The 24,524-nt window shown below is 66.6% G+C and carries 23 protein-coding genes and 1 pseudogene; 8 read left to right on the top strand and 16 right to left on the bottom strand.

Annotated elements, in window-relative coordinates:
• Positions 1 to 77: 77 nt before the first annotated feature.
• A complete protein-coding gene (locus tag VGK32_11445) occupies positions 78 to 413 on the top strand; it encodes a metalloregulator ArsR/SmtB family transcription factor (GenBank protein ID HEY3382375.1) in 336 nt (111 codons plus the stop codon).
• A 53-nt stretch (positions 414 to 466) separates the two neighbouring features.
• Here VGK32_11445 and VGK32_11440 read toward each other — a convergent pair whose 3' ends face one another.
• The gene (locus VGK32_11440; GenBank protein HEY3382374.1) at positions 467 to 2,599 is read right to left on the bottom strand and encodes a VWA domain-containing protein; all 2,133 of its coding nucleotides are present in this window, start codon (positions 2,597 to 2,599) and stop codon (positions 467 to 469) included.
• Between the two features lie 84 nt (positions 2,600 to 2,683).
• On the opposite strand from VGK32_11440, the gene VGK32_11435 reads away from it, so the two are divergent.
• Positions 2,684 to 3,850 (top strand): acyl-CoA dehydrogenase, encoded by a 1,167-nt coding sequence (locus VGK32_11435; GenBank protein ID HEY3382373.1) that lies wholly within the window; start codon positions 2,684 to 2,686, stop codon positions 3,848 to 3,850.
• A 159-nt stretch (positions 3,851 to 4,009) separates the two neighbouring features.
• Here the strand turns inward: VGK32_11435 and VGK32_11430 are convergent, their stop codons facing one another.
• The 3 genes and pseudogenes from VGK32_11430 to VGK32_11420 form a co-directional block, all read right to left on the bottom strand.
• Positions 4,010 to 4,510: an HIT domain-containing protein gene (locus VGK32_11430; GenBank protein HEY3382372.1), complete on the bottom strand. Its 501-nt coding sequence runs from the start codon at positions 4,508 to 4,510 to the stop codon at positions 4,010 to 4,012.
• A 79-nt stretch (positions 4,511 to 4,589) separates the two neighbouring features.
• Positions 4,590 to 4,985: pseudogene (locus VGK32_11425) on the bottom strand (HU family DNA-binding protein).
• Positions 4,986 to 4,994: 9 nt separating this feature from the next.
• The gene (locus tag VGK32_11420) at positions 4,995 to 6,785 is read right to left on the bottom strand and encodes a 30S ribosomal protein S1 (GenBank protein ID HEY3382371.1); all 1,791 of its coding nucleotides are present in this window, start codon (positions 6,783 to 6,785) and stop codon (positions 4,995 to 4,997) included.
• 141 nt (positions 6,786 to 6,926) lie between these two features.
• On the opposite strand from VGK32_11420, the gene VGK32_11415 reads away from it, so the two are divergent.
• Positions 6,927 to 7,448, top strand: coding sequence for a DUF6335 family protein (locus VGK32_11415; protein HEY3382370.1), 522 nt, complete (start codon positions 6,927 to 6,929; stop codon positions 7,446 to 7,448).
• Here the strand turns inward: VGK32_11415 and cmk are convergent.
• Entirely contained in the window at positions 7,438 to 8,103 is a 666-nt protein-coding gene (gene cmk, locus VGK32_11410; protein ID HEY3382369.1) for a (d)CMP kinase, read from the bottom strand. The two genes, VGK32_11415 and cmk, sit on opposite strands and share 11 nt — an antisense overlap.
• 78 nt (positions 8,104 to 8,181) lie before the next feature.
• On the opposite strand from cmk, the gene VGK32_11405 reads away from it, so the two are divergent.
• On the top strand, positions 8,182 to 9,354 hold the full coding sequence (locus VGK32_11405; GenBank protein HEY3382368.1) for a hypothetical protein: 1,173 nt from the start codon (positions 8,182 to 8,184) through the stop codon (positions 9,352 to 9,354).
• On the opposite strand, the gene VGK32_11400 is transcribed toward VGK32_11405, so the two are convergent.
• From VGK32_11400 to uvrC, 6 genes are all read right to left on the bottom strand, one after another.
• Complete coding sequence (locus VGK32_11400; protein ID HEY3382367.1) at positions 9,326 to 10,111, bottom strand: pseudouridine synthase; 786 nt, start codon at positions 10,109 to 10,111, stop codon at positions 9,326 to 9,328. The two genes, VGK32_11405 and VGK32_11400, sit on opposite strands and share 29 nt — an antisense overlap.
• 21 nt (positions 10,112 to 10,132) lie before the next feature.
• Entirely contained in the window at positions 10,133 to 10,915 is a 783-nt protein-coding gene (gene scpB, locus VGK32_11395; protein HEY3382366.1) for an SMC-Scp complex subunit ScpB, read from the bottom strand.
• Positions 10,916 to 11,083: 168 nt separating this feature from the next.
• On the bottom strand, positions 11,084 to 11,842 hold the full coding sequence (locus VGK32_11390) for a segregation/condensation protein A (protein ID HEY3382365.1): 759 nt from the start codon (positions 11,840 to 11,842) through the stop codon (positions 11,084 to 11,086).
• Between the two features lie 22 nt (positions 11,843 to 11,864).
• Positions 11,865 to 12,893, bottom strand: coding sequence for a tryptophan--tRNA ligase (gene trpS, locus VGK32_11385; GenBank protein HEY3382364.1), 1,029 nt, complete (start codon positions 12,891 to 12,893; stop codon positions 11,865 to 11,867).
• Complete coding sequence (locus tag VGK32_11380) at positions 12,890 to 13,528, bottom strand: site-2 protease family protein (GenBank protein HEY3382363.1); 639 nt, start codon at positions 13,526 to 13,528, stop codon at positions 12,890 to 12,892. The genes trpS and VGK32_11380 overlap by 4 nt, the downstream gene beginning before the upstream one ends.
• 65 nt (positions 13,529 to 13,593) lie before the next feature.
• Positions 13,594 to 15,447 (bottom strand): excinuclease ABC subunit UvrC, encoded by a 1,854-nt coding sequence (gene uvrC / locus VGK32_11375; protein HEY3382362.1) that lies wholly within the window; start codon positions 15,445 to 15,447, stop codon positions 13,594 to 13,596.
• 82 nt (positions 15,448 to 15,529) lie between these two features.
• Here uvrC and VGK32_11370 point away from each other — a divergent pair, with 82 nt between their 5' ends.
• Positions 15,530 to 16,321: a CDP-alcohol phosphatidyltransferase family protein gene (locus tag VGK32_11370; protein HEY3382361.1), complete on the top strand. Its 792-nt coding sequence runs from the start codon at positions 15,530 to 15,532 to the stop codon at positions 16,319 to 16,321.
• Positions 16,322 to 16,328: 7 nt separating this feature from the next.
• Here the strand turns inward: VGK32_11370 and VGK32_11365 are convergent, their stop codons facing one another.
• Genes VGK32_11365 through efp form a run of 3 tightly spaced genes read right to left on the bottom strand, consistent with a single transcriptional unit; the run spans position 16,329 to position 18,060 of the window.
• Complete coding sequence (locus tag VGK32_11365; GenBank protein ID HEY3382360.1) at positions 16,329 to 16,874, bottom strand: hypothetical protein; 546 nt, start codon at positions 16,872 to 16,874, stop codon at positions 16,329 to 16,331.
• A 13-nt stretch (positions 16,875 to 16,887) separates the two neighbouring features.
• Positions 16,888 to 17,472 (bottom strand): thymidine kinase, encoded by a 585-nt coding sequence (locus VGK32_11360; GenBank protein HEY3382359.1) that lies wholly within the window; start codon positions 17,470 to 17,472, stop codon positions 16,888 to 16,890.
• A gap of 33 nt (positions 17,473 to 17,505) precedes the next feature.
• Positions 17,506 to 18,060: an elongation factor P gene (gene efp / locus VGK32_11355; GenBank protein HEY3382358.1), complete on the bottom strand. Its 555-nt coding sequence runs from the start codon at positions 18,058 to 18,060 to the stop codon at positions 17,506 to 17,508.
• Between the two features lie 223 nt (positions 18,061 to 18,283).
• Here efp and VGK32_11350 point away from each other — a divergent pair, with 223 nt between their 5' ends.
• The 3 genes from VGK32_11350 (at position 18,284) to VGK32_11340 (ending at position 22,710) form a co-directional block, all read left to right on the top strand.
• A complete protein-coding gene (locus VGK32_11350) occupies positions 18,284 to 18,682 on the top strand; it encodes an Hsp20/alpha crystallin family protein (protein HEY3382357.1) in 399 nt (132 codons plus the stop codon).
• Positions 18,683 to 18,858: 176 nt separating this feature from the next.
• A complete protein-coding gene (locus tag VGK32_11345; protein ID HEY3382356.1) occupies positions 18,859 to 20,025 on the top strand; it encodes a trypsin-like peptidase domain-containing protein in 1,167 nt (388 codons plus the stop codon).
• A complete protein-coding gene (locus VGK32_11340; GenBank protein ID HEY3382355.1) occupies positions 20,026 to 22,710 on the top strand; it encodes a M1 family metallopeptidase in 2,685 nt (894 codons plus the stop codon).
• On the opposite strand, the gene VGK32_11335 is transcribed toward VGK32_11340, so the two are convergent.
• Positions 22,640 to 23,233, bottom strand: coding sequence for a DNA-3-methyladenine glycosylase (locus VGK32_11335; protein ID HEY3382354.1), 594 nt, complete (start codon positions 23,231 to 23,233; stop codon positions 22,640 to 22,642). The two genes, VGK32_11340 and VGK32_11335, sit on opposite strands and share 71 nt — an antisense overlap.
• Positions 23,234 to 23,235: 2 nt before the next feature.
• Positions 23,236 to 24,522, bottom strand: a complete 1,287-nt coding sequence (locus VGK32_11330) for a HEAT repeat domain-containing protein (protein ID HEY3382353.1) — start codon at positions 24,520 to 24,522, stop codon at positions 23,236 to 23,238.
• Positions 24,523 to 24,524: the final 2 nt, after the last annotated feature.

Below are 24,524 nucleotides of genomic sequence, written 5' to 3'. Positions count from 1 at the left end.
GTACTCTCTTGCGCAAAGAGGGCGCAATAGACGTTTAAGCGTATTCTTATGTATAATAATTTCGGCGTATGGCTAGAATGACTTCGTCTTTCGACGTCTTCCAGGCGATTTCCAGCCCGATTCGTCGGGCTCTGCTCGATAAACTCAGTAGTCGCGAACAGACCGTTCGGAGCCTGGCGGCCCCGTTCGAGATGACGCTGCCGGCCATCTCCCAGCAGCTTCAAATCCTCCGGCGCGCGGGCCTCGTGAGCGCCCGCCGCGCCGGTCGCTGGCGCGTCTACCGCCTGAACGCCGAACCCCTCCGCGAGATCGGTCGGTGGCTTGAAAACTACGACCGCTTCTGGACAGCGCGGCTGAAGGCTCTCGGCGAAGACCTCAAGCGCTACGAACAGCGGGAAGAGCGCTGGCGGTAGTCGGCGACGCGGGAACGCGGCCAGACGGCCGGCCGAGCCCGCTCGATCCCAACCTACGACGTAATCCGCAACGGCACCAGTTCCTTCGCCTCGCCCTCGACGCCTTTGGCCTTCACTTCGACGAGGTACTCGCCGGCGGCAAATCCCGCGAGCGGCAAGTCCACCTGATACGGCTTCCCCGCAGCCTCCGGGGCCTTCACCAGTAGATCGGCCATCCCGTTGCCGACGCGGTTCAGCACGCGCGCGGTCACAACCGGCGTTTCGTTGCCCGGCGCGAATGCATCGAACCGGATCAACAGTCGCTCCGTGCGCCGGAACTCGCGACCGGCGGTCGGGACCGAGTCGGGGTTCGCCACGAGCGCCCGGTACTCCAGCGCGTTGCCGGCACGGAGGACCGACGGCGTGCTGAGCGCGATCTGCGGCGTGGTCAGGTCCGGCACCTTGAACTCGCGAACATCCGTGTCCACCGTCTCACCCTTCGGGCCGTGGACCGCATAGCGAATCTGGAGCGGCCCCGGATCGGCGTCGAAGGTCGCACGCGCCGGCCCGCGGACGGCGGGGAGCGTCCCCTTGCCCTCTGCCGTGGGCGGCTTACCCGCCGCGCCGTCGTTGGCGGGAGGCGGGGCGGCTTCGGGCGACCCGTCGCGCGGGGAGTCCGGCACGTCCCCCCTGAAGTACGGGCCCTCGACACCCGACGCGATCAGCGTGAGACCAGTCGTTGCCGTGCGCTCGACACCCGGCACGGACGGAAGCGGCTCCCAGACGAACGTCACCCTCGTCTTCCCGTTCTCGCCTCGCGTCGTCCCCAGCCAGGTGCGGATGTAGCGGCCGCGCCTCGATTCGGACATCGAGCCCAGTGCCTTGCTCACCGCGCTGGGGATGGGCGGCGGCGGCGGCGCCAACGACTTGGCGAGTTCCTCCTTCGTGAGCGCCCAGTACCCCTTGCGCGCGCGCACCTGGACGCCCGGCCGCCGGATGCGCACCTTGATCTCATGGTACTTCCCGTCGGCAGCGGTTCGCGTCGAGTTGTAACCGAGCAGGTAATAGGCGCTCGAGTCCTTGACGACCTGTTTCAGCCCGCCTTCGAGATCGTTCCGGTTCACGATCGCGCGGCCGTCGGTGTTCTCGGCGAGCACACGCAGTGTGTCCATCGTCGACTGGAGGAAGCGCCGGTCCGTCTGCTGTCCGACGTTCTCGTTGATGTCGAACTCGGATCCGGCCAGGCCGCGCGGATCGAGCGTGTAGATGGTCGTGTTGCTCCGGTTGGCCGCGTCGTACACCTCGCGCAGTTCCTGCTGGATGTCGAGATTCGCGAAGAAGGACGTCCGGTCGTCCACGTCAGCCATCGGATTACCGCGGTTTGGATTGCCGATGCCCGGCATGCCGGCAATCGGGTCGTTCAACTGCGGCGGCAGGATGTTGCTGAACCCTTCGCTGACCAGAATCACGGCCTTGCGCCCTTCGCGGAGGGCCCCCATGTGGACAACGAGCGACCGAAGCGCTGACAGGGTCACCTGGTTCCGCACCTGTTCGACGATGGTTGCCGGGTACATCGCGTACTGCTCTTCGAACTCGTTGCGAGGAATGTAGTCGAACTTGCGCCCTTCGAAATGCTGCACCGCTTCCATCAGCTTGTCGCGGCTGCGCGTCATCAGCAACGCGCTCACGGGCGTCAGCGGGAACATCACGCCCACCATGTCCGTGGCGGACAGCTGCTTCTGGATGAACGAGGTGAGCGCCGGCTTCACGACCATCGACGCTCCGCGGCGCACGTGGTAGTCGTCCAGGAACAGCGCGAACAGCCGCACATCGTCGCGGGCCGCCTCGGATTCCTCGTCGTAGTCGCTGCGAATCTCCTTCGGCTCAGGGTCGCCAGGAGCCGGGTTGCCCGTCACTTCTATGAAGCGAAACGTCTCGATCGCCTGCGGCTTGCCATCCTCGGTCACCTCGAAGTCGGTCTGCTTGAGGTCGGGGATCGGCTTGCCGTCCTTGTCGCTCGCGATCACGTCGACCCGCACGAAGTTGACGCCCGTGCGGAAGGTCGGCCCCGGTTGCGGCGTCGCCGGCTTCTGCCCACCTTGGGCCGCCGGCGCCTGTGCCGATGGCGGAGGCGCCTGCGTGGCGCCGAGCCATTCAGACGACGGCACGGACAGCAGGAGTGCGACAGCGCCGAGAATTCGGATCACGCGGTGTTTCTGTCCCATAGGGAGAGCCCGATTGTCTGGATACGTTGATGATAACATTATGTGTTCTTCCCAGGAGACATGCCAATGGACCAGGAATCGCTCCAGAGCGGCGTTCCCCTCACCGTTCTCGCCGAGGACGAGCAACTCTTCCGTGACAGCGTGCTCGAGTTCGCGCAGCAGCGCATCCGGCCCCTCGTCCGCGAGATGGACGAACATGCCAAGGTTGGTCGGCCGCTCGTCGATGACCTGTTCGCGCTCGGGGTGATGGGCATCGAGATCCCCGAGAGCTTCGGCGGCGCCGGCGCGCGCTTCTTTCACGCGGTGCTCGCCGTGGAAGCGCTGTCACAGGTCGACCCCTCCATCGGCGTTCTCGTGGACGTTCACAACACGCTCGTCATCAACGCATTGATGCGCTGGGGCACCGACGACGTGAAGCGGCGGTTCCTGCCGGCGCTCGCCAGCCGCACGGTGGGTGCCTACGCGCTCTCCGAGGCCGGATCGGGCAGCGATGCGTTCGCGATGGCGACGCGGGCCGTCGAAAGCGGCGACGGCTTCCGCCTGAACGGTCAGAAACTCTGGATCACCAACGGCAATGAAGCCGACCTGTTCATCGTCTTCGCCAACGTGAAGCCCGACGCCGGCTATCGCGGAATCACGGCGTTCCTCGTCGAACGCGGCTGCCCCGGCTTCACGGTCGGCAAGAAGGAGGACAAGCTCGGCATTCGCGCGAGCAGCACGTGCGAGCTGCTCTTCGAGGACTGCATCGTCCCTGGGCAGAACGTGCTCGGTGAGGTCGGCAAGGGCTACAAGGTCGCCATCGAGACGCTGAACGAAGGCCGCATCGGCATCGGCGCCCAGATGATTGGCCTGACGCAAGGGGCCCTCGATCACGCGGTCGCGTACACGAAGGAGCGAAGGCAGTTCGGCAAGGCCATCGCCGATTTCCAGGCCGTGCAGTTCCAGCTGGCCCAGGCGGCGACCGAACTCGAGGCCGCGCGGCTGCTCGTGTACAACGCGGCGCGCCTCCGCGATTGCGGCCGGCCGTTCCTGAACGAGGCGGCGATGTGCAAGCTGTTCTCGTCGCAGGTTGCCGAACGAGTCACGTCGCTGGCTGTCCAGCTCTACGGCGGGTACGGTTACGTCAAGGACTACCCCGTCGAGAAGCTGTTCCGCGACGCGAAGATCGGCCAGATCTACGAAGGCACATCGAACATGCAGTTGCAGACGCTTGCCAAGCAGCTGCTGGGATGACGCCATCATTGTGTTATTGGCGGGGAGCGGCCCGGTTGTAACGTCCCGACCCGCGATTGAATCTCGGACGCGGGGGGGGCGCGGCGCACCGTCCTCGTGCCTTATACGGTGGAGAGCTAGGAACGCAGACCGGAGGACGATGGACGGAGAAGGCGGTCGCTAGGCCGTCCGGACCAGGGTTTCGAAGAGCGGCCGGAGGCGGTTCCCGGTGGCCTCGAGTTCCTCTGGCACGACGCGCACGTTTCCCACGACGGACATGAAGTTCGTGTCGCCCGCCCAGCGCGGCACGACGTGGATGTGCATGTGGTCCGCCACGCCCGCGCCGGCCGGCCGCCCCAGATTCATCCCGACGTTCAGACCCTGCGGATGGTAGGCCTCGGTCAGCGCCATCTCGGCGCACCGCGTCAGCCGAATCATCTCGGAGAGTTCGTCGGGCGTCGCCGTGGCGAGCGTCGCGATGTGGCGGTTGGGCACGACCATCAAATGGCCGTTGTTGTAAGGGAACAGATTGAGGATGACAAAGCAGGTCGCGCCACGGAAGAGCACGAGGGGCGCCGCGTCTTCCTGCACCTGCGCGTCGCAGAAGACGCACCCATCCGACTCGCCGCTGCCGCTGACGTAGGCGAGCCGCCAGGGGGACCACAATCGCTCGAAGGACATGAGGCGGCTAGATCCCTGTCGAAACCGGCTCGGTCGGCCCGGGAGCCAGTTCCAGTTCCTCGGTCGCCGAGGCACGGTTGATCAGTTCCTTCAACTCCTTGCCCGGCTTGAAATACGGCACCTTCTTCGGCGGTACGTCCACCTTGTCGCCGGTCTTCGGGTTCCGCCCCTTGCGCGGTTCCCGGCGGCGGAGGCGAAAGCTGCCGAAACCCCGAAGCTCGATCTTCTCACCACGCTGCAACGCCGTGATGATGCTGCGGAAGACGGTATCGACGATGACCTCCGAGTGCTTCTTGGTGAGGTCCGAGACTCGTGACACTTCCTCCACGAGCTCCGCCTTCGTCATGCTGCCCCCTGGTACCACAGGCTCACTCCTCCTGGAACAGGCACGGGTCGAACGGTCACTCGATCGAGACTGGCGCTCCGAACGGTCAACGGTTGGAAAGGCCGCCGCCACCGCGCGGCGGCGGCCCATCCACGTTCCCTACTCCACGTTCTTCAGATGTTCCGCAATCGTCGCACCGACACTGCCACCATCCGTGTAGTTCTGCCAATCGGCCCGTTCCTGGTCCATCCGGAGCGCCCGGAGACTGAGCCCGATCTTTCGTTCGCCGGGACTGAGCTTGATGATCTTCATCGGATAGTTCTGCTCGACCTGCAGTTCGATCTTCTCGCCGCCCTGCGTGTCATCGAACTCCGATATGTGGATCAGCCCCTCGATCCCCTCGGCCAGTTCCACGAAGGCGCCGAAGTTGGTCAGCCGTACGACCTTGCCTTCGACCGTGTCACCGACCTGGTGCCGAGTGAAGAACTCGTCCCAGATATCGGTGGCGAGTTGCTTGAGCCCGAGTGACAGGCGCTGATTCTCCGCGTCGATATTCAGGACGACGGCCTCGACCTTGTCGCCCTTCTTCAGCACCTCGGAGGGGTGCTTGACGCGCTTGCTCCACGACATGTCGGAGATGTGGATCAGGCCGTCGATGTCCTCTTCGACCTCGACGAACGCGCCGAACTCCGTCAGGTTGCGCACCTTGCCGACGATGCGCGAACCCACCGGGTACCGGTCCGCGAGCTCCTGCCACGGGTTGGACCCGATCTGCTTGAGGCCGAGCGAGATGCGCCGGGCCTGCGGATCGAGGCCGAGCACCAGTGCTTCGACCGTGTCGCCGACGTTGAGGATCTTCGACGGGTGCTTGACCCGCTTGCTCCACGACATCTCGGAGACGTGGATGAGCCCCTCGACGCCTGGTTCGAGCTCGATGAAGGCACCGTAGTCGGTCAGGCTCACGACCTTGCCCGCGACGCGGCCGCCGACCGGATACCGCTCCGCCACGGCCGACCAGGGGTCTGCCGAGAGCTGCTTGTACCCGAGCGAGACGCGCTCGGTCGCCGGGTCGTACTTCAGGACGATCACGTCGATCTCGTCGTTGACCTTGAACAGTTCGGACGGGTGTCCGACGCGGCCCCACGACATGTCGGTGATGTGCAGCAGGCCGTCGATGCCGCCCAGGTCGATGAAGGCGCCGTAGTCGGTGATGTTCTTCACCACGCCGCGCAGCACCTTGCCCTCGGCCAGCGTCTCGAGCGTGTGCTTCTTCTTCTCGGCGTTCTCCTCCTCGAGGAGGACCTTGCGGGAGAGCACGATGTTCCCGCGCTTCTTGTTGACCTTGATGACGCGCATCCGGAGTTCCTGACCGCGCAGCGCGTCCAGGTTCCGCACCGGCCGGACGTCCACCTGCGAGCCGGGCAGGAACGCCCGCACGCCGATGTCCACCGCCAGACCGCCCTTGATCCGTTCGATGACGCGGCCGATCACGACCTTCTTGTCCGCGAAGGCCTTCTCCACGTCGTCCCAGATCTTCATCTTCTCCGCTTTTTCGCGGGAGAGGACGACGTATCCGTCGCGGTCCTCGGTCCGCTCGAGCAGGACATCGACGATGTCGCCGGGCTGAACGGTCACCTGACCGTTCTCGTCGAAGAATTCCTGCACGCCGATGATGCCTTCCGACTTGTACCCGACGTCAACGATGACCTCGGAATCGGTGACCTTCAGCACCGTCCCCTTGACCACTTCACCTTCCGCGATGTTGCGGAAGCTGCTATCGTAGAAGTCAAGAAGCTGGGCGTATTCCGCAGAGTCGGTGTCGAGCTGGTCTCCGGGCTCCGTGGGTGTCCCGGCGGCCGGTGTCGGCTCACCTCCTTTGTGCTGGGCCTCAGGGTCGGTCGTACTCTGGGTACCCAGTTTCGTGCCGTTGGCGGTGTTGGCGTTCGCCATGAATTGCGCGTCCTCCTCTATCGAGATTTGCCGGTTCACAGCACCGGCGGGCTGAAGTAGCGAATCGCTCAATGGCGATAAGCATTTCATTTTAGGATAGTTATCGCCAGACTGTCAAGAAAACGGAAAGGACCGGGTACCATGGCCAAGCGCAAGGTCGCGACGCGACCCGGCCGCGCGGCGGCCGGCAGGAAACCCTCGAAACGTGCGGGGCAAGTCCGGAGCAGCGGTACCGAGAAGTCCACTTCAGCGGCCGTGCCCAAGGCCACCCGGATGGCGGCACAGCCAACCCTGCCTTCATCGCTCGACTTCGACCGGCGCCCCTCGGCGGCCAGGAGCGGCCGCGCCGAGCTGGCTGAGCGGTTCCGCGAGCACCACGAGACCGATCCCAGCATGACCGGGGGCGACGTCGACGCCGACTGGCCTTCGGCCTACAGCGTGGGCGACGAGGCACCCGGCGGCGACAACCCGACGCCGGACCAGGCCGTCGTCGAGGACATGGGGCGGGCGCTGGGCGTGGCCTACGCGGACGAGGAAGAACTCCAGGCGGCCGACAAGATCGAGGATCGCGACCGGCACCGCTGGGAACTCGACCCGGCCTCCGCGGAGGATTACCCGGAACGGATCAAAGGCAGGAAGACCAGGAAGTCGACTACCTGTTGACCTGTGTCCGTTCGACGATGCCCAGGACGCGCGCCACGACCTCGTCGATCGTGAGCCCGGTCGTGTCGACGAGGTGGGCGTCGGGAGCCACGGCGAGTGGGCCGACCGCGCGGGTGCGGTCCGATTCGTCGCGGGCGGCCATTTCGTTGGCAACCTGCGTCACGTCACCCGCCCCGTTGTGCGCCTGGTCGTTGGCCCGTCGCCGCGCCCGTTCCTCGGCTGATGCATCCAGGTAGATCTTCACCTCCGCGGCGGGGAAGACGACCGTCCCGATGTCGCGGCCTTCCATCACGACGCTGCCAGCCGCGCCCATCGCCCGCTGCTGCTCGACGAGCGCAGCTCGCACGCCGGCAATTCGCGCGACGCGGGCCGCGCCCCGGTCGATCGCCGGCGTCCGAAGCGCCGTGGTCACATCCACGCCGTCCACCTCGAGGACGCGGTCCGACGCCCGAATCGCAACCGACGCGGCGAGCGCGGTCAGGCGCCGCTCGTCATCGAAATCGATCCTGTCCCGAATCGCCCGCCACGCCACCGCGCGGTACATCGCGCCCGTGTCGATGTGCCGGTACCCGAGCGCCGCGGCAACCGCACGCGCGACCGTTCCCTTGCCCACTCCCGAAGGCCCGTCAATCGCAATCACCCACCGCTTCCGCATGTCCGCCTCTCCGCCTCCGCGCCTTCGCGCCTTCGCGGGCAGGGACGCCCGCGGCCGGACAGTGTAACATCTTCGACCATGCGAGCTCCTCTCCGGTGGACGGTCGTCCTGCTCCTGTTGGCTGCGGTCCTGGTTGGCGTTCGGCTGATCGCGCGGCCGTACGTGCGAGCGACCTCGCTCATCGTGCGGAGTGCCGGCCTCGAACGGCAGCATCCCACACTGGCGGCCCTGCAGACCGACGCCGTCGCCGAGCGCAGGGAAACCGTACCGTCGCGCTACGGTCCACTCCGGGCGAAGATCTACACGCCCAAGCTGCATACCGACGGGGCGTTGCTGCTCACACCCGGCGTCAACGCCCTGGGCATTGACGAGCCGAGGCTCGTGGCGTTTGCGCGCCACATCGCCTCGACGGGATTCCTCGTGCTGACGCCCGAGTTGCCCGACCTCAGCGAGTACCGGATCACCGCGCGGTCCACCGACATGATCGAAGATGCGGCCCTCTGGTTCTCGAACCGAACGGACCTCACGCGCGGGACGCGCGTTGGGCTCGCGGGCATCAGTTTCGCCGGCGGACTGTCGGTGGCGGCGGCGGGCCGGCCGGCCCTGCGCGGCCGACTGGCCTTCGTGTTCTCGTTCGGCGGCCACTCGAATTTCCCGCGGGTCGTCCACTATCTGTGCACCGGCGTCGAACCTGTCCCGCCGGGCGTGGCCGCACCCGGCAGGACGCCGGCTCCGCACGACTACAGCGTCGCGATCGTCACGTTGGATCTGGTCGAGCGGCTGGCGCCTCCCGAGCAGGTGGAACCGCTCCGCCGGGGCATCCTGAAATTCCTCCACGCGTCACATCTCGCGCTGTTCGATCAGAAGAAGGCGGAGGCGGAGTTTGCGGAGGCGCGCGCGATGGAGGCGGCGATGCTGGAACCGGGGCGGACGTTCATGCACCTCGTGAACATCCGCGACGCGCAGGCACTCGGGCCGAAACTGCTGCCCTACGTCGGCGATCTCGGCAGCGACCCGGCGCTGTCCCCCGACCAGTCCCCCGCGCCCGACGCCCCGGTGTTCCTGCTGCACGGCATCGAGGACAACGTGGTGCCGGCGGTGGAGACGCTCATCCTGGCGGAGCACCTCCGGGCCGGGACCGCGGTCCGCGTGCTCCTCACTCCGCTCATCAGCCATGCGGAGGTCGATCGCCCGGCGCAGACGAACGAAGTGGTGGAGTTGATCAGGTTCTGGGCGGGGATGATGATGTAGGGCGGGTTTCAACCCGCCCCGACGGCTGCTGTACCGCCCTCTTCAGCACCGCCACCTCTCTGCTCGTCAGGTGTCGGAACGATCCCAACTTCAGCCTCGGATCCTCGATTGGCCCGATCCGCACGCGACGGAGCCTCACCACCGGGTGACCGACGGCCTCGCACATGTCGCGAACCTGACGCGTTCGTCCTTCGTGCAGGATGAAGGAGACGAGTCCCTGGTCGCGATTCTGGCCCAGACCAGCGTCGACCAGCGCCACCTCGGCCCGCGCGGTCTTGCGGCCCTCGATGACGACGCCGTGGGCCAGACGACGAAGCGCATGCGCGTCGGGGATGCCGCGGACGCGCGCGTGATACTCCCGGGCCACCTCGTGACTCGGATGCGTGAGCCCGGCGGCCAGCTCGCCGTCGTTGGTCAGGATCAGCAGGCCTTCAGAATCGTAGTCGAGGCGTCCGACGGGAAAGACGTAGTCGTGGATGCCGGGCAGCAGGTCGAGGACGGTCGGCCGCCCTTCGGGGTCCGATCGCGTGGTGACGTAGCCTCGGGGTTTGTTGAGGAGCAGGTACAGACGCCGTGCCGTACGCTTGATTGCGCATCCATCGACGCGGATGTCGTCAGCCTCGGGATCGGCCCGGGTCCCGAGCTCGCGCACGACCAGGCCGTTGACCGACACGCGCCCTTCCGCCATCAAACGCTCGGCGGCGCGGCGAGACGAGACACCAGCCGAAGAGAGGATCTTCTGAAGGCGGATCTGCATAGGACTGGCGGCTGTCCGATCTCAGCTCTGCTCTTCCGGTTCCGGGAACAGCGTCTTGTCCGGGTCCACTGCCCCGTCGAGCGGCAGGAGCGTTTCGGATGGTCCCGCCTCGGCCAGGCCCGTCGGCGGCTCGAAGCCGAGGACGTCGGCCATGTCCTCCATCTTCGGCAGGTCGTTCAGGTCCTTCAAGCCAAAGCGGATCAGGAACTCGCGCGTCGTCGCGTAGAGGAACGGGCGGCCGACGACCTGCTTGCGCCCGGCGATCTTCGTCAGGCGGCGCTCGAGCAGCGTGGCCACGACGCCCGAGGTGTTGACACCGCGGATCTCGGTGATCTCAGGTGCGGTAATCGGCTGCTTGTAGGCGATCACGGCCAGCGTCTCGAGCGCCGCCACCGAGAGCTTCGAGCTCTTGCGCTCGTGGAACAGGCGGCGCACCCACTCGGACAGTTCGGGGCGGGTGACAATCTGGAACCCGCCCGCGACCTCGACCAGGTGCAGCCCGCCGCGGCCCTGCTCGTAGTCCACGCGCAGTGCGTCGAGCGACGCCTGCACGTCTTCCTTCGGCTCGGATTCGAGCACCTTGAACAATGTCTTGGGCGTGAGCGGATCGGGCGACGCGTAGACCAGTGCCTCGATGACGGCCTTCAACTCGTCAGACGCCTTGCCGACATAGGGTTGGTCGGACTCGCCGGGGTCGGCCGCTGCCGATTCGGTCGGCTCGGCGGTCGCGGCGGTCGCCTCTGACCCGGCCGCGGGGGTTGGTTCGGCGATCTCGTCCTGCTTCTTCTCGCTATCCACGCTCATGTCCTGGTCGTCCTTGCGCACGGGCGAGACGCCCGTGCCACTCCACCATGGCCGCCCGTGCCACTCCACCGTGGCCGCCCGTGCCACTCCACCATGGCCGCCCGTCGCACTCCACCGTGGCCGCCCGCGTCACTCCACCGTCTTACCGCCGCCACCCTCAACCAGCCGCTAACCGCTCTTCTTCGCCTTGTAGATTCGGATCGGGCCGAAGCTGCCAGCCTGGAACACGCGCACGACCTTCATTCGAATCATCTCGAGCAGCGCGAGGAAGGTCACGATCATGTCGCCCTTCGACTGCACGTCGTCGAACAGATCCTCGAATCCGCACGCCTCGGTTTCCGACAGCCGCGCGAGCAACTGTTCGATCCGGGTCTCGATCGGGATCTGCTCGACCGGCAGAACGACCTTCGGTCGGTGCTTGGCCCGCTCGATCACCGCGCGGAACGCGGCCATCAGGCTGAACAGGTCGACCTCGAGTTCCGGTTCGTATTCCTCGCCGGCTATCGGCGCGACGCGGCCGTCGGGTCGCTGCCACTGCGCGTCGCGCAGCGTCTCGCGTTCGTGCAGCAGTTCTGCCGCCTGCCGATAGCGCTGGTGCTCGAGCAGGCGCCGGACCAGCGCCTCTCGGGGGTCCTCCTCGGGATCTTCCTGCGACGGATCCGGCCGCGGCAGCAGCATCCGCGACTTGATGTGGATGAGCGTGGCCGCCATCACGAGGAATTCGCCCGCCACATCCAGGTCCAGATCCTGCATCAGCTCCAGGTACCCGAGGTACTGGTTGGTGATGAGCGCGATCGGGATGTCATAGATGTTCACCTCATTCCGCTTGATGAGGTGGATGAGGAGATCGAGAGGCCCCTCGAACTGATCGAGCTTCACCGAATAACTGTCGAGCGACGACTCGAATTCCTCGACCGGAGGTTCCATTCCTGCTCGCACCTTGACGAGTTTAGTACCTGACCCGCACGGCTTCCCTGACCCGCTCCATCGTCTCTTTCGCGACCAGACGTGCGCGGGCGGAGCCCTCGAAGAGGATCTCGCGAATGCGGCCGGGCTTCGACAGGACTTCGACGCGCCGCGCCCGCATCGGCTCGAGGACACCGTTCAGGGCGGCCACCAGCTTCTTCTTCACCTCGACGTCGCCCACCTTGCCGAGCCGGTAGCGCGACTTCAGATCCTCGACCTCCTCGACGTTGCTGTTGAAGGCATCGTGGTAGAGGAAGACGGGATTGCCTTCGACCGTGCCAGGGATGTCCGCCCGAATCCGTTTCGGGTCGGTATACATGCTCATCACCTTCTTGCGCACGGCCTCGGCATCGTCGGTCAGGTCGATCGCGTTACCGTAGCTCTTGCTCATCTTGCGGTTGTCGAGGCCGGGCAGGCGCGCGAACGAGGTGAGCAGCGGCTGCGGCTCGACGAGGACGTCCTTCCCCGTGGTCTCGCCGTCGCGTACGCCGATCTTCTCGCCGTAGAAGTTGTTGAAACGGCGAACCACCTCGCGGGACAGCTCGAGATGCGGCACCTGGTCCTCGCCCACCGGGACGAATTTCGCGTCGTACATCGCGACGTCAGCCGTTTGCAGCAGCGGATAAGCCAGGAACCCAATTGTCGAGAGATCCTTCTCGGACAACTGCTCGCGCTGCTCCTTGTAGGTCGGCACGCGCTCGAGCCACGGAATCGGCACCACCATCGACAGTAAGAGGAACAACTCGGCGTGCTCGGGCACGAGCGACTGCACGAACAGCGTGGATCGCTCCGGGTCGATGCCGGCCGCAATCCAGTCCGCGGCGTTGTCGTACGCGTTCTCGGTCAGCGAGGCCGTGTCGGCGTACTCGCTGGTCAACGCGTGCCAGTCCGCCACGAAGTAGAAGCACTCGTACTGATCCTGGAGCGTCGCCCAGTTCCTGAGCGCGCCAACCAGATGGCCGAGATGGAGTCTGCCGGTCGGGCGCATGCCCGAAACAACGCGAGGTTTCACAGTAGCCACGATAGCAGGTGATGGTACGGCCGGCCGACCACGATGCTGAAGCCACCCGATAGCAGCAGCGCGTAGAGCAGGACGAATCCGTACGGGCGAAGGCGATCGAACTGTGCGGCCAGGCGCTCGGGCAACACACCCGCGAGCACCGAACTTCCGTCGAGCGGCGGAATCGGCAGCATGTTGAAGATCGCCAGGAGCAGGTTGACCTGGAGCGCGACCGCCACCATCTTCCACATGGGGATGATGACCGCGCTCGTTGAACTCCCAGGGGCGAGTGGCAGCGGAACATGGATGACCGCGGCCGCGATGAACGCCAGCAGCAGGTTGCTGATTGGACCGGCCGCCGCGACCAGGAGATACGCGCGCCGCGGATGGTCGAACCGCCACGTGGCCACCGGTACCGGCTTTGCCCATCCGATGAGCGGCGCCCCGGTGACGAGGCCGACCAGGGGGAAGAGGAGCGTGCCGATCGGATCGGCGTGAACCAGCGGGTTCAGGGACACGCGTCCGAGCAGACGGGCGGTGGGATCGCCGAGGCGGTCTGCGGCCCACGCGTGGGCCGATTCATGGACCGTCAGCGAAAACACCAGCACGAGAAACGAAATGAAGACCTGACCGAAGTTGATGTCCACGTGTTGAGCCGAGAGCTAATCAGGCTAACACCGGGTTCCGTGGGCTGTCAAAGACACCGGCGACATCAACCCGACCGGCCAAGGGCGGCGAAATAGGCGAGTACCGTGTCGGCGACCTTCGGGCCGACGATGGCCGTCAACTCCTCGCGGCTGGCGCGTCGCAGGCCGGCCACGCTGCCGAACGCCGTGAGCAGCGCCCGCCGCCGGCGAGGCCCGACGCCGGGGACGCCGTCGAGTTCGGACGTGAGGTCCCTGATCCGGCGGGCCTGTCGGTGGAACGTCACCGCAAAACGGTGAGCTTCGTCGCGAATCTGCTGGAGGAGCAGCAGCGCGGCATCCGCCCGCGGGAGGGCCAGCGGTTCGTCGCGGTCGCGCGTGAAGACGAGTTCCTCCTTCTTGGCGAGGCCGACGGCTACGAGATTCGCGAGGCCAAGTTCCTCGAGCGCCGCGTACGCGGCCGACAGCTGCCCCTTGCCGCCGTCGATCAGAATCAGATCGGGGAACGGCCCGCCCGCCTCCAGGACACGCTGGTACCGTCGCATCACCACCTGGTTCATGGCTGCGAAGTCGTCGAGGTAGCGGCCGGTCTTCAGTCCGGACTTGATCCGGAACTTCCGGTAGTCTCCCCGCTTCATCCTCCCGTCTTCGCACACCACCATCGACGCCACCGTCTCGCTTCCCTGGATGGTGGAAATGTCGAAACACTCGATGCGGAGCGGTACGCCGGGCAGGCCGAGGACGACGCGAAGCGTGTCGAGCCCGTCGTAGTGGGCCGCCTGTCCCTGATTGTGGCGCGACTCGTACGCGATCGCCGCATTGCGGGCGGCGAGGTCGAGCAGACCGCGTTTCTCGCCCCGCTTCGGCACGACCAGCCGCACCCGACGGCCCGCCCGCGCCGACAACCAGGCCTCGGTCGCCTCGGCCTCGGGCAGTTCAACGGGGAGGTGGATCTCCGGCGGCGCCTCGCGATCCAGATAGAACTGAGGCAGAGTCGCCTGCAGGGTATCGGTCGCGCCGACAGTCCCGGAACCCATTTCGGAAAATGGTCCCGACCCCAATTCCGCGAACAGGCCCACGCGTTCGACGACGCGGCCGTGGCGGACCTGGAAGACCTGGATGGCCGCGCCGGCGGGGCCGATCTTCACACCGAACGCGTCGCGGTCGCCGAGTTCGACCGACGCCATCTTCTGCTGGCGGTCGCGCAGCGTCTGGACCGTTCGCGCGGCGTCGCGCAACTGCGCCGCCTGCTCGAAGCGCTCATCCGCCGCGGCGGCCGCCATTCGGCTCCTCAGTTCCTCCAGCAACTCGTCGGTCCGGCCCTCGAGAAACAGCCGCGTGTCCTCCACTGCACGGGCGTACCGGTCCTCGGTGCACAGCGATCCGACGCACGGCGCCAGGCATCGCTTGATGTCGTATTCGAGGCACGGCCGGCCGCGCCGCCCGTTGATTTCCTCGTTGCACGAGCGGATACCAAACAGCCGGTGGCTGAGCGACATCGCCCGGCGCGCGAGGCTCGCCGGCATGAACGGTCCGGCGTAGACCGCCCCGTCGCGCTCGACACTTCGCGCAACCAGCACCCGCGGGAACGGTTCGGTCGTCGTCAGCCGGAGGTAGGGGTAGTTCTTGTCGTCGCGCAGCAGGATGTTGTATTTGGGCATCCGCTGCTTGATGAGATTGTTCTCGAGCGCCAGCGCCTCGACCACCGAGTCGGTGACGATGAACTCCAGCCCGTCCGCCTCGTCGAGCAGGGCATCGGTCTTCGGGCTGGTGCCATAGGCCCCGAGGTAGCTGCGAACACGATCCCGAAGAGAACGTGCCTTGCCGACGTAAATCGTTTCCCCAGCAGCATTTGCGTACAGGTAGACACCCGGCTGTTCGGGCAATCGATCGATCCGGCTCTTGAGATCACAGATGGGCATGGACTACTATGTTGCGTTTTTCGCACGGTCGGCCGGTCTTCGATTATAGCCGCGGCCGCGTGGGCGCCGGGTAGTGCCGGCGATGGAGCCTGAACCGCTGATGACGTTTACGGGCGCTATCGGAAAGGTCTGCAACTGGCCGCTCCGCGCGATCATCGCGACGTGTGTCGCGCTACGGATCTCGCCAAACGTCCTGACGTTCACCGGCGTCGTCGTCAACATCACGGCCGCCTGGCTGTTGGGCGTCAAGGCGTTCCGTACGGCCGGTTTCGTGATGCTGGCCGCCAACATCTTCGACTTCATCGACGGCAAGGTCGCCCGGGCGCGCGACCGCGAGACGCTGTTCGGCGCCTTCTGGGACTCGGTGATGGATCGCTTCTCGGACATCACCCTGTACATCGGTCTCGTCTATCTGTATACGAAGGCAGGGCGCGCCGACTACGTCATCATCGCCGCACTGGCGATGATGTTCTCGGTGATGACCAGCTACACACGGGCCCGCGCCGAGTCGATCATCGAGAAGTGCAAGGTGGGATTCATGGAACGGCCCGAGCGGATCGTGCTGTTCATGATCGGCGCCTTCACGAACCGGATGGCCGCGGTCCTGTGGGTCATCCTGATCCTGTCCATCGTCACCGTGGCGGATCGAATCTACTTCACGTGGCGCGAGTTGAACGGGGTGAGGGAGAGCAAGAAGTCGCTGCCGGCGCTGGTCTTCTGGCGCGCGTTCTTCTGGACCGACGAGCGCGCCACCTGGCAGTACGACCTGTGGGTCATCGCCATCCTCGCGTTCACCTGGCTGACCCCGCCCGCCTGGATCGGTGACCCGATGACCAGCGGCCCCGGATTGATCGGCTGGCTGCTGGGGCACTGACCCGCCGCTACACGTCTTCCCGGTAATCCTTGAGACCGAGATGCAGACCGGTATCTGCAAGCTTCAGGACACCCGTGCCGATGAGATCGCGCAGAATCCGGCGGACGGCGCCGTAGAAACGGCTCGGCACGACCATCAAGGCCGCCGTCGGATCCGTGCGCGCGGCCAGTAGCAGCACGGGATCCCGGCCTTCGCGCCAGGTGACGGCACCGATTCGACCGTACCGAATGAACCGCCGGTCGGTCCAGACGCCGTCGCGGTAGAAGCCGCGTTCGATCCGCGTGGACATCGGGACGACGTAGCCGTAGTAGAGGAGCATCATGCCCTCGCCGAAGAGCTGCTCGGCGGCGGCCGGGCGGAAGAGCAGGTTGAAGACGAACAGCACGCCGATCGCGACGCCGATGCCGACCTGCAGCACGAAGAACGGCGGGCGCGCCGCGGGCCACGTGAGCAGCGCGGTGCGCCGACGCTGCCAGTAGCGCACCTGCTCGACGAGCGCGCGCACGTCAGCGATCAGGAAGCCGAGGCCGAAGAGCAGCAGCAGCCGAGCCATGGGCCGGCCGACCTCAGACGGGCTCGGAGACCGAGGCGAGAGACGGGTCGAAGCAGCGGCGGCACCGGGCCTCGTAGGTCCCCTGTGCGCCCAGCAGGACACGGTCCTGACTCGCCACGAGGCGCTGCGTGTGATTGGCCGGACTGCCGCACACCATGCAGATGGCCAGCGTCTTGGTGATGTACTCGGCAATCGCAAGCAGTTGCGGCATCGGCTCGAAGGGCTTGCCGAGGTAGTCCTGGTCGAGCCCAGCGACGATCACCCGCTTGCCCTTGTTCGCCAGCTCGTTGCACACCGCCGGCAGGTCTGCGTCGAAGAACTGTCCCTCGTCGATCCCGACGACCTCCGTGTCGTCATCGACCTCGGCAATCAGCCCGCGGGAATTCGCGACGGCTTCCGACGCAATCCGCATGTCGCTGTGCGACACGATGTGGTGCTCGCTGTACCGATTATCGAAGGTGGGCTTGAAGATCTGTACCTTCTGGCGCGCGATCTGCGCGCGGCGAAGCCGCCGGATCAATTCTTCGCTCTTGCCGCTGAACATGCTGCCGGTGATCACCTCGATCCAGCCGGCTTGTTGTGTGCGTGGAACGTCCACTCGCGTGCTCCCCCCGAGTCCTGAGCCCCGAGCCTAGGCTCGCGACTGATACTCGCCCGTCTCCGTCACGACGCGTATCTTCTCGCCCTCGTTGACAAACGGAGGCACCTGCACGACCAGACCGGTTTCGAGCTTGGCCGGCTTGAGCTGTGCGCTCGCCGTCGCCCCCTTGATCGCGGGCGCCGTCTCCACCACCTTCAGATCCACGGTCTGCGGGAGTTCGATGCCGACCGGCTCGCTGCCGTAGAACTCCATCTTGATCACGGCTTCCGACACGAGATAGCCCACGGCATCCCCAAGGACCTCGTCGGTCAGCTGGATCTGCTCGTACGTGTCGGTGTCCATGAAGTGGTACGCCGAGCCGTCGTGGTAGAGGTACTGCATCGACTTCTCGTCGAGCGTCGCGCGCTCGACTTCGTCTTCCGACCGCAGCTTCTGATCCGCCAGCGCGGTCGTCCGGATGTTCCGCAGTTTCACGCGGACGAAGCCGCGCAAGTTGCCGGGCGTCACGTGCTGCAATTCGATGACGCGCATCAGATCCGCGCCCATCTTGATCAACATTCCCTTACGGAGTCTTGTCGCTTGCATGTCACCACCTGGCGTGTCGGTCACTGGGGACTTCGGGTCCTGGCGGGAGCTCCAACGGCAGGCCTTACCCGCGACTCATTGCGCCACGCCTTCAAGAAGTCGCAAGAGTCGAAGTTAGTAAGTGTAGCACAGCCGGCCGCGTGAGCCGCCGACCCGCCCACCCGCTGCCAACGCCGCGGCGGCCGCCTGCTGCCCCCACCCGGCGCGTATGCTACGATGGGCTGTGGCCTTCACACGCTGGGATCCGCTCCAGGACCTGCTGGCGCTGCACGAGCGCATCAACCGTCTCGCCGGCGCCGACGAACCCGGATGGATGCCGCCCGTCGATTTGTACGAAACCCCCGAAGGCTACGTCGTCACCGCCGAGGTGGCGGGACTCTCACGCGACGACATCCAGATTCAATTTCAGGACGGCAAGCTGACGTTGCGCGGAGAACGGCCGGCGCGCGACATCCCGTCGCCCCGCTTCGAACGCGTCGAGCGGGGGCACGGCCGGTTCGCCCGCACGTTCGTCCTTCCGCACGCCGTGAACGTCGCGAGCATCAGCGCCGACCTCGACAACGGAATCCTGACGATCACCGTCCCCAAACTGTTCGATCTCCGCCGGATCGACGTCCAGTAGCCCCGCCTTCGTCGCTCTTTCTCAGCTGTCCGCTGTTCGTGCTCGGGTTTCGCGACTTCACATCGGCCCGCCCGCCGTCGTCGGTTTCGTCCGTGTCTCGTTTTCGATTCTTCATTTCGCGTTCTGTTGCTACGCTATCTGTGCGGGCACCCGTGTCAGCCCGATAGGTTCTCCACATGCACCGAAATCTGTTCTTCGGCCTGATGTTCGTCCTCGCCGGCTTCGCTGCCGGCCTTGTCGTCACCGGACGCTTCCACCAGACCACCGACTCCACTGCGGCACCGCAGGCAGCCACGCGCGCGGCCGCCACGACGCAGCCGAACGCGCTCGCTCCGTCGGGGTTGCCTGACTTCAGCGGGATCGCCGCCCGGGGTGTCAGCGGGGTCGTCAACATCTCGGCCGAGAGCATCGTCCGCTCGACGTCCCCGTTTGCCAACGACCCGTTCTTCAGCCAGTTCCTGGGCGAGGACGAGGACTGGTTCGGCGGGCGCAACCGGCCGCAGCAGAGCCTCGGGTCGGGCGTCATCATCTCCGCCGACGGCTACGTCGTCACGAACAATCACGTCGTCAGCGGGAACGTCCGGCAGATCACGGCGGTGTTGCCGGACAAGCGCGAAGTGAAGGGACAAATTGTCGGTCGTGATCCGACGACCGACATCGCCGTCGTCCGCATCAACGCCACCGGCCTCCCCGTCGTACCGTGGGCCGATTCGAGCAGGTTGAAGGTCGGTCAATGGGTCCTGGCGATCGGCAGCCCGTTCCAGCTGAACCAGACGGTGACGCTCGGGATCGTCAGCGCGACCGGCCGGATGGGAGTCGGGGTCGCGGACTACGAGGACTTCATCCAGACCGACGCGGCAATCAATCCGGGTAATTCCGGCGGCGCGCTGCTCGACGCACGAGGCGAGGTCGTCGGGATCAACACGGCGATTCTCAGCCAGAGCGGCGGCTACCAGGGCGTCGGGTTCGCGGTGCCGAGCAACCTCGCGCGACGCGTCGCGGACGATCTGATCAGATTCGGCGAAGTGCGGCGCGGGTCGATCGGCGCACTGCGCATCGAGGCGCTCACGCCCGAGTGGGCCGAGCAACTGGGCGTACCCAACGTCCGCGGGGCGTTGATCACCCAGATGGCGCGCGCGTCATCGGCCTTCCAGGCCGGCCTGCGGCCGGGCGACGTCGTCGTCGGCTTCAACGGCCAGGCCGTCGAAGACGATGCACGGTTCCGGCGCTCGCTGTCGGATACCAAGATCGGCAGCACGGCGACGATCGACATCCTGCGGGAAGGCCGCAAGATGCAGATCAAGGTGCCGGTGGTCGGGCGAAGCGCCCCCCGGACGCGGTAGATGTCTATCCTCCGTCAACTGGGCACCGTCGTGTCGTTCGCGGCCTGCTGTCTCATCGCGACGGCGGCCGTCGCCGAGCGCCTGCCCCTCGACGTCATTCCCCTCCACTATCAACTCACCCTCGCTCCCGACTTCACGACGACCAGCTTCGATGGCGATCTGACGATCGACCTCCGCGTGGACAAGGCGACGAACAAGATTGTCCTGAACGCGGTCGACCTCGAGGTCTACGACGCGATCGTGTTGTTGCCCTACGACCGGACGCTGACGCCCACGGTCTCGACCGATCCGCCTCACCAAACGGTGACGTTCACGACGCCCAGGAAGCTGTCGCAGGGAACGATCAAGCTGCAACTCCGCTACGGCGGCCGCCTCAACTCGGAGTTGCGAGGCTTCTACCTGAGCCGCGCGAACGGGAAGAAGTACGCCATCACCCAGTTCGAGGCCACCGACGCGCGGCGCGCGTTTCCCTGCTTCGACGAACCGGCCGTCAAGGCGAGCTTCACCATCGCCGCGGTGGTGGATGAACACGACACGGCCATCTCGAACGGCCCACTGCTCTCCGACACGCCGGGGCCGAAGGCCGGCAAGCACACACTCAAGTTCAGCACGACGCAGAAGATGCCGTCGTACCTGGCTGCGCTGGCCGTCGGCGACTTCGCGTGCGTCGAGGGAGGTGCCGATTCGATCCCCATTCGAGTGTGCACCACACCCGACCGCCGGCAGCTCGGACGGTTCGCGCTCGACGCCGCCGAGAACGTCCTGCGCTTCTACAATCACTACTTCTCGATCCGCTATCCGTTCCGCAAGCTGGACCTCGTGGCCGTTCCCGACTTCGATGCGGGCGCCATGGAGAACACCGGCGCCATCTTCTTCCGCGAGCAGGATCTCCTCCTGGACGAAGCGACCGCCACACAGGCCAATCAGGTCACGGTGGCGTCTGTCATCGCGCACGAGATTGCGCACCAGTGGTTCGGTGACCTGGTGACGATGCGCTGGTGGGACGACCTGTGGCTGAACGAGGGATTTGCCACCTGGATGGCCTCGAAGCCACTTGTGGCGTGGAAACCGCAGTGGCACGCGGAGCTGGCCGACATCGCGGAGACCGGCCGGGTGATGGATCTCGACACGCTCCGGTCGGCCCGGGCGATCCGGACGACGCTCACGACCCCCGCCGAGATCGACGAGGCATTCGACGCGTTTGCCTACTCGAAGGCCGGAGCCATCCTGCGCATGGTCGAGAGCGACGTCGGCGCCGACGCGTTCCGCGCCGGCGTCAACGCCTACCTGCGTGCGCACGCCTACGGGAGCGCGACATCCGAGGATTTCTGGAACGAGCTGGCGCGCACGTCGGGCCGGCCTGCCGATCGGGTGATGGCCCGGTTCATCGACCAGAGCGGCGTGCCGGTGGTCTCGGTGGCCAGCGGGTGCGACGGCACCGACCGAACGGTCGTCGATCTGGCTCAGCGTCGGTTTGCGGTGGAGGCGCCGAGTCGGCCGGTCGCGGGGGGAGGCTGGCAGATTCCCATCGGACTGCGGTCAATCGACGATCGCTCCGCCAGCACGAGTACGACCCCGCTCCTCCTGTCCGCCGCGCGACAGACCGCCACCATCCCCGGCTGCGCACCACTCATCTTCGCGAATGCTGGCGCCCGCGGCTACTACCGCGTGTCGTACACCGCCGGAGTCGTGTCACGGCTGGCCGCGGTGGCCCGTGAGCGGCTCACGCCGGCCGAGCGGCTTCGGCTGATCGACGACGAGTGGGCGCTGGCGCGCGCCGGAACCCACGGGCCGGGCGACTATCTCGGGCTGGTGGGCGCGCTGGCTGGCGATGCGACTCCGGAGGTTCTCGAGGAAGCTGCCGATGGCCTGGCGTTCCTGCACGACAGGGTCGTGGCCGACAACGATCGCGCGATGTTCGAGGGGTGGGTGCGCACGACATTCGCCCCGGTGCTCGCGTCACTCGGCTGGTCGCCTGCGGCCGACGATTCCGGCGACCGACTTCGGCTGCGTGCGGTCGTGCTGGGCATCGTCGGTGAGATCGGCCGGGACCCGGAGGTGGCGACCAAGGCCAGGCAGATGCTCACAGCGCATCTGGACGGCAGCCTTCGCCTCGACCCATCGCTGCTGGAGGTCGTCATCAGGCTGGCGGCGTCGGGCGAGGGCGCCGACCTCTTCGCGCGCGTGCAGGACGCGGCCAACACGGCGCCGCCCGCCATCCAGACGGCCATGCGACTCGCGCTGGCTCGTGGGCAGGATCCGACACTGGTCGGACGACTGCTCGCGTCCACGCTGTCGGATGAGGTCCGCGGGCAGGACGTGGCTCCCTTGCTGGCCGTCGCGCTGGAAAACCCCTCCGCGAGAAACGCCACCTGGAGCTTCGTCACCTCTCGCTGGGCAGAGGTGGCGCGGAAGGCGGGCCAGGGGTCGGCCCTGTCTGTCATCGCACCGGCCGCCGGCTCGTTCTGTGATTCGGAGTCTCGCGACAGGGTGCAGAAGTTCTTCGGTGCGATGTCGCAGGGATCGCGTTCGCTTCAGTTGACGCTGGAGAGAATCGACGCCTGCCGGGACACGCGGCTGCGGCTGGCCGGCAGACTCAAGGACTGGCTCACGCTCACTTCCGCCCCGACACGGCAGGATGACTCGGAACGTAGCAGCGCCACGGCCGGTCGATCCCCACGCTGATGCCGATCCTCGGGCCCCACGCGATCTCTTCGACGACGAGCCCGCGATCCTCGAGATAGATCGTCCGCCCGCACAGGTCCGTTCTGTTGTGCGCGAGCGTGATGCCCATCGCACGGGCAACGTTGCCCGGCCCGCGACACAATTCGTCGTGCGGAATCACCGCGCCGCGCCGGTCGGGCGCCCGCCGCCGCTGCATCAGATCGAGGCCGTCGATCGGCTGGAGCGCTCGGACCAGGACTGCCGCTGGTCGTCCGTCGCCCTCGGTCACCACGTTGAAGAGGAAGTGAATGCCGTAGTTGAGATAGACGTAGGCGTGGCCCGGTGGGCCGTAGAGCGGCTGGTTGCGGGCCGTCGGACCCGGGGCTGCGTGGCACGCCGGATCGTTCTCGCCGATGTAGGCCTCGGCCTCCACGATGGCGCCGGAGGACGTCCCCTCCGGGGCGCGGTGCACGAGGACCTTGCCGATCAGATCGGCCGCGACGGCGAGCGTGGGACGATCGTAGAACGATCTCCGGATTGCCACCGCTACTGCCGCGCCTTGAGCCTGAGGGACGTCCGCTCCGCCACGCTCGCCAGCCTGGCGTTCTTGTCGCTGCGCAGGATGTCGATCGCCGGCACCTGGGCCGTGCCGCCGACGGCGCTCAGCACCTCGATCAGCGCGATCCGAGCCTCGGGCGAATCCGCGTGCAGCGTTTCGGACTGCAGCGCGGCGGCGACCGGACCCGCGGCGGCAGGACCGAGTTCGACGAGGTAGTCCTGCGCCTGCAACCGGTTCACACGCGTGCCGACCGCCTGAACGAGCACGTCGATGTGCGAGCCTCGGCCCGCACGGTGCAAGGCGAACGCGACGGCCAGTTGCAGCGGAACCGACCGTTCGGACGCCAGCAGTGGCTCGAGGGCCGCCACGGCGGTTGTGTCACCTGTCCGGCCGATCCCCTCGATGGCCTCGCGTCGGAGGTCGTCGTCGTTCCGCGCCATCACGCTCTGGAACAATGGAAGCGACGACGGGTGACCGATCTGCGCGAGCGTCGCGAGCGCCGCCAACGCGTCGTTCCCCTTCTTGTAGTACTCGTAGCTGGTCGTCAGCGCCTGCACACCGCGCTCCCACCGGAGGTCGCCGAGAGCCTCCATCGCGGACACGCGAACGCCGGCCTCCGAATCGTTCAGCACGTGCACGAGGGCGTCGCCGAGGCGCTCGATCCCGATGCCTGCGCACGGCGCGGTGCACCGGCGGAAGATGCGGCCCGCCACCCGTGCCGTCGTCGCCCGCACGGCGGAAGCCGGGTCGCCGAGGCCCTCCACCATGGCGTTCACGACCTCTCGGTGGCTCGGGAGCGGCGGCGTCCCGTCCACCTGCGCGAGGATGCCGAGCGCGTAGAGCACCTCGAGGCGGAAGGCGACATCGGGTGACTGTGCGGCGGCGAGCAGACCCGACACGATCTCCGGTGGTACGGGTGCGATCGGAAGCGCCGACCAGCCGCCGGTGTCGAACGCGCGGGCGGCCGGCCGGGAATCGCGGACCTCGACCACCATGGCGACACGTTTCTTGGGCTCGATCCGCGAACCGGTGTACAGGCCGAGCTCCGCATACACGGCGCGCCGCATCACGCGCTCGTCCGGATCCTTCAGCAGCGCGGCAATGGGCCCGCCCGCCTCGGGATAACCGGACTCCTCGAGCAACCTGAGGGCATCCATCCGAGCCGCAGCCTCCGGTGCCTTGAGTTGTGCAACGACCTGTTCGAACGACAGCTGCTGCGCGTGAACTCCGGCAGCGCAGGCGATGGCAACGAGGAACGGAAGGACGCGTCTCATCC

It is taken from the genome of Vicinamibacterales bacterium (assembly GCA_036504215.1).
Taxonomy (GTDB): Bacteria; Acidobacteriota; Vicinamibacteria; order Vicinamibacterales; family Fen-181; genus FEN-299.
The sequence above is the reverse complement of the archived record's forward strand: the minus strand, read 5'-3'. Positions and strand labels throughout refer to the sequence as shown.

Excerpts from the sequence above, each read along its gene's own strand:
- VGK32_11445 (HEY3382375.1), top strand. The coding sequence starts at position 78 with ATGACTTCGTCTTTCGACGTCTTCCAGGCGATTTCCAGCCCGATTCGT.
- efp (HEY3382358.1), bottom strand. The coding sequence starts at position 18,060 with ATGCAAGCGACAAGACTCCGTAAGGGAATGTTGATCAAGATGGGCGCG.
- VGK32_11330 (HEY3382353.1), bottom strand. The coding sequence starts at position 24,522 with ATGAGACGCGTCCTTCCGTTCCTCGTTGCCATCGCCTGCGCTGCCGGA.
- scpB (HEY3382366.1), bottom strand. The coding sequence starts at position 10,915 with ATGAGCGTGGATAGCGAGAAGAAGCAGGACGAGATCGCCGAACCAACC.
- VGK32_11405 (HEY3382368.1), top strand. The coding sequence starts at position 8,182 with ATGCGAGCTCCTCTCCGGTGGACGGTCGTCCTGCTCCTGTTGGCTGCG.
- VGK32_11390 (HEY3382365.1), bottom strand. The coding sequence starts at position 11,842 with ATGGAACCTCCGGTCGAGGAATTCGAGTCGTCGCTCGACAGTTATTCG.
- VGK32_11340 (HEY3382355.1), top strand. The coding sequence starts at position 20,026 with ATGTCTATCCTCCGTCAACTGGGCACCGTCGTGTCGTTCGCGGCCTGC.
- VGK32_11420 (HEY3382371.1), bottom strand. The coding sequence starts at position 6,785 with ATGGCGAACGCCAACACCGCCAACGGCACGAAACTGGGTACCCAGAGT.
- VGK32_11370 (HEY3382361.1), top strand. The coding sequence starts at position 15,530 with ATGGAGCCTGAACCGCTGATGACGTTTACGGGCGCTATCGGAAAGGTC.
- uvrC (HEY3382362.1), bottom strand. The coding sequence starts at position 15,447 with ATGCCCATCTGTGATCTCAAGAGCCGGATCGATCGATTGCCCGAACAG.
- VGK32_11430 (HEY3382372.1), bottom strand. The coding sequence starts at position 4,510 with ATGTCCTTCGAGCGATTGTGGTCCCCCTGGCGGCTCGCCTACGTCAGC.
- cmk (HEY3382369.1), bottom strand. The coding sequence starts at position 8,103 with ATGCGGAAGCGGTGGGTGATTGCGATTGACGGGCCTTCGGGAGTGGGC.
- VGK32_11400 (HEY3382367.1), bottom strand. The coding sequence starts at position 10,111 with ATGCAGATCCGCCTTCAGAAGATCCTCTCTTCGGCTGGTGTCTCGTCT.
- VGK32_11345 (HEY3382356.1), top strand. The coding sequence starts at position 18,859 with ATGCACCGAAATCTGTTCTTCGGCCTGATGTTCGTCCTCGCCGGCTTC.
- VGK32_11435 (HEY3382373.1), top strand. The coding sequence starts at position 2,684 with ATGGACCAGGAATCGCTCCAGAGCGGCGTTCCCCTCACCGTTCTCGCC.
- VGK32_11415 (HEY3382370.1), top strand. The coding sequence starts at position 6,927 with ATGGCCAAGCGCAAGGTCGCGACGCGACCCGGCCGCGCGGCGGCCGGC.
- VGK32_11365 (HEY3382360.1), bottom strand. The coding sequence starts at position 16,874 with ATGGCTCGGCTGCTGCTGCTCTTCGGCCTCGGCTTCCTGATCGCTGAC.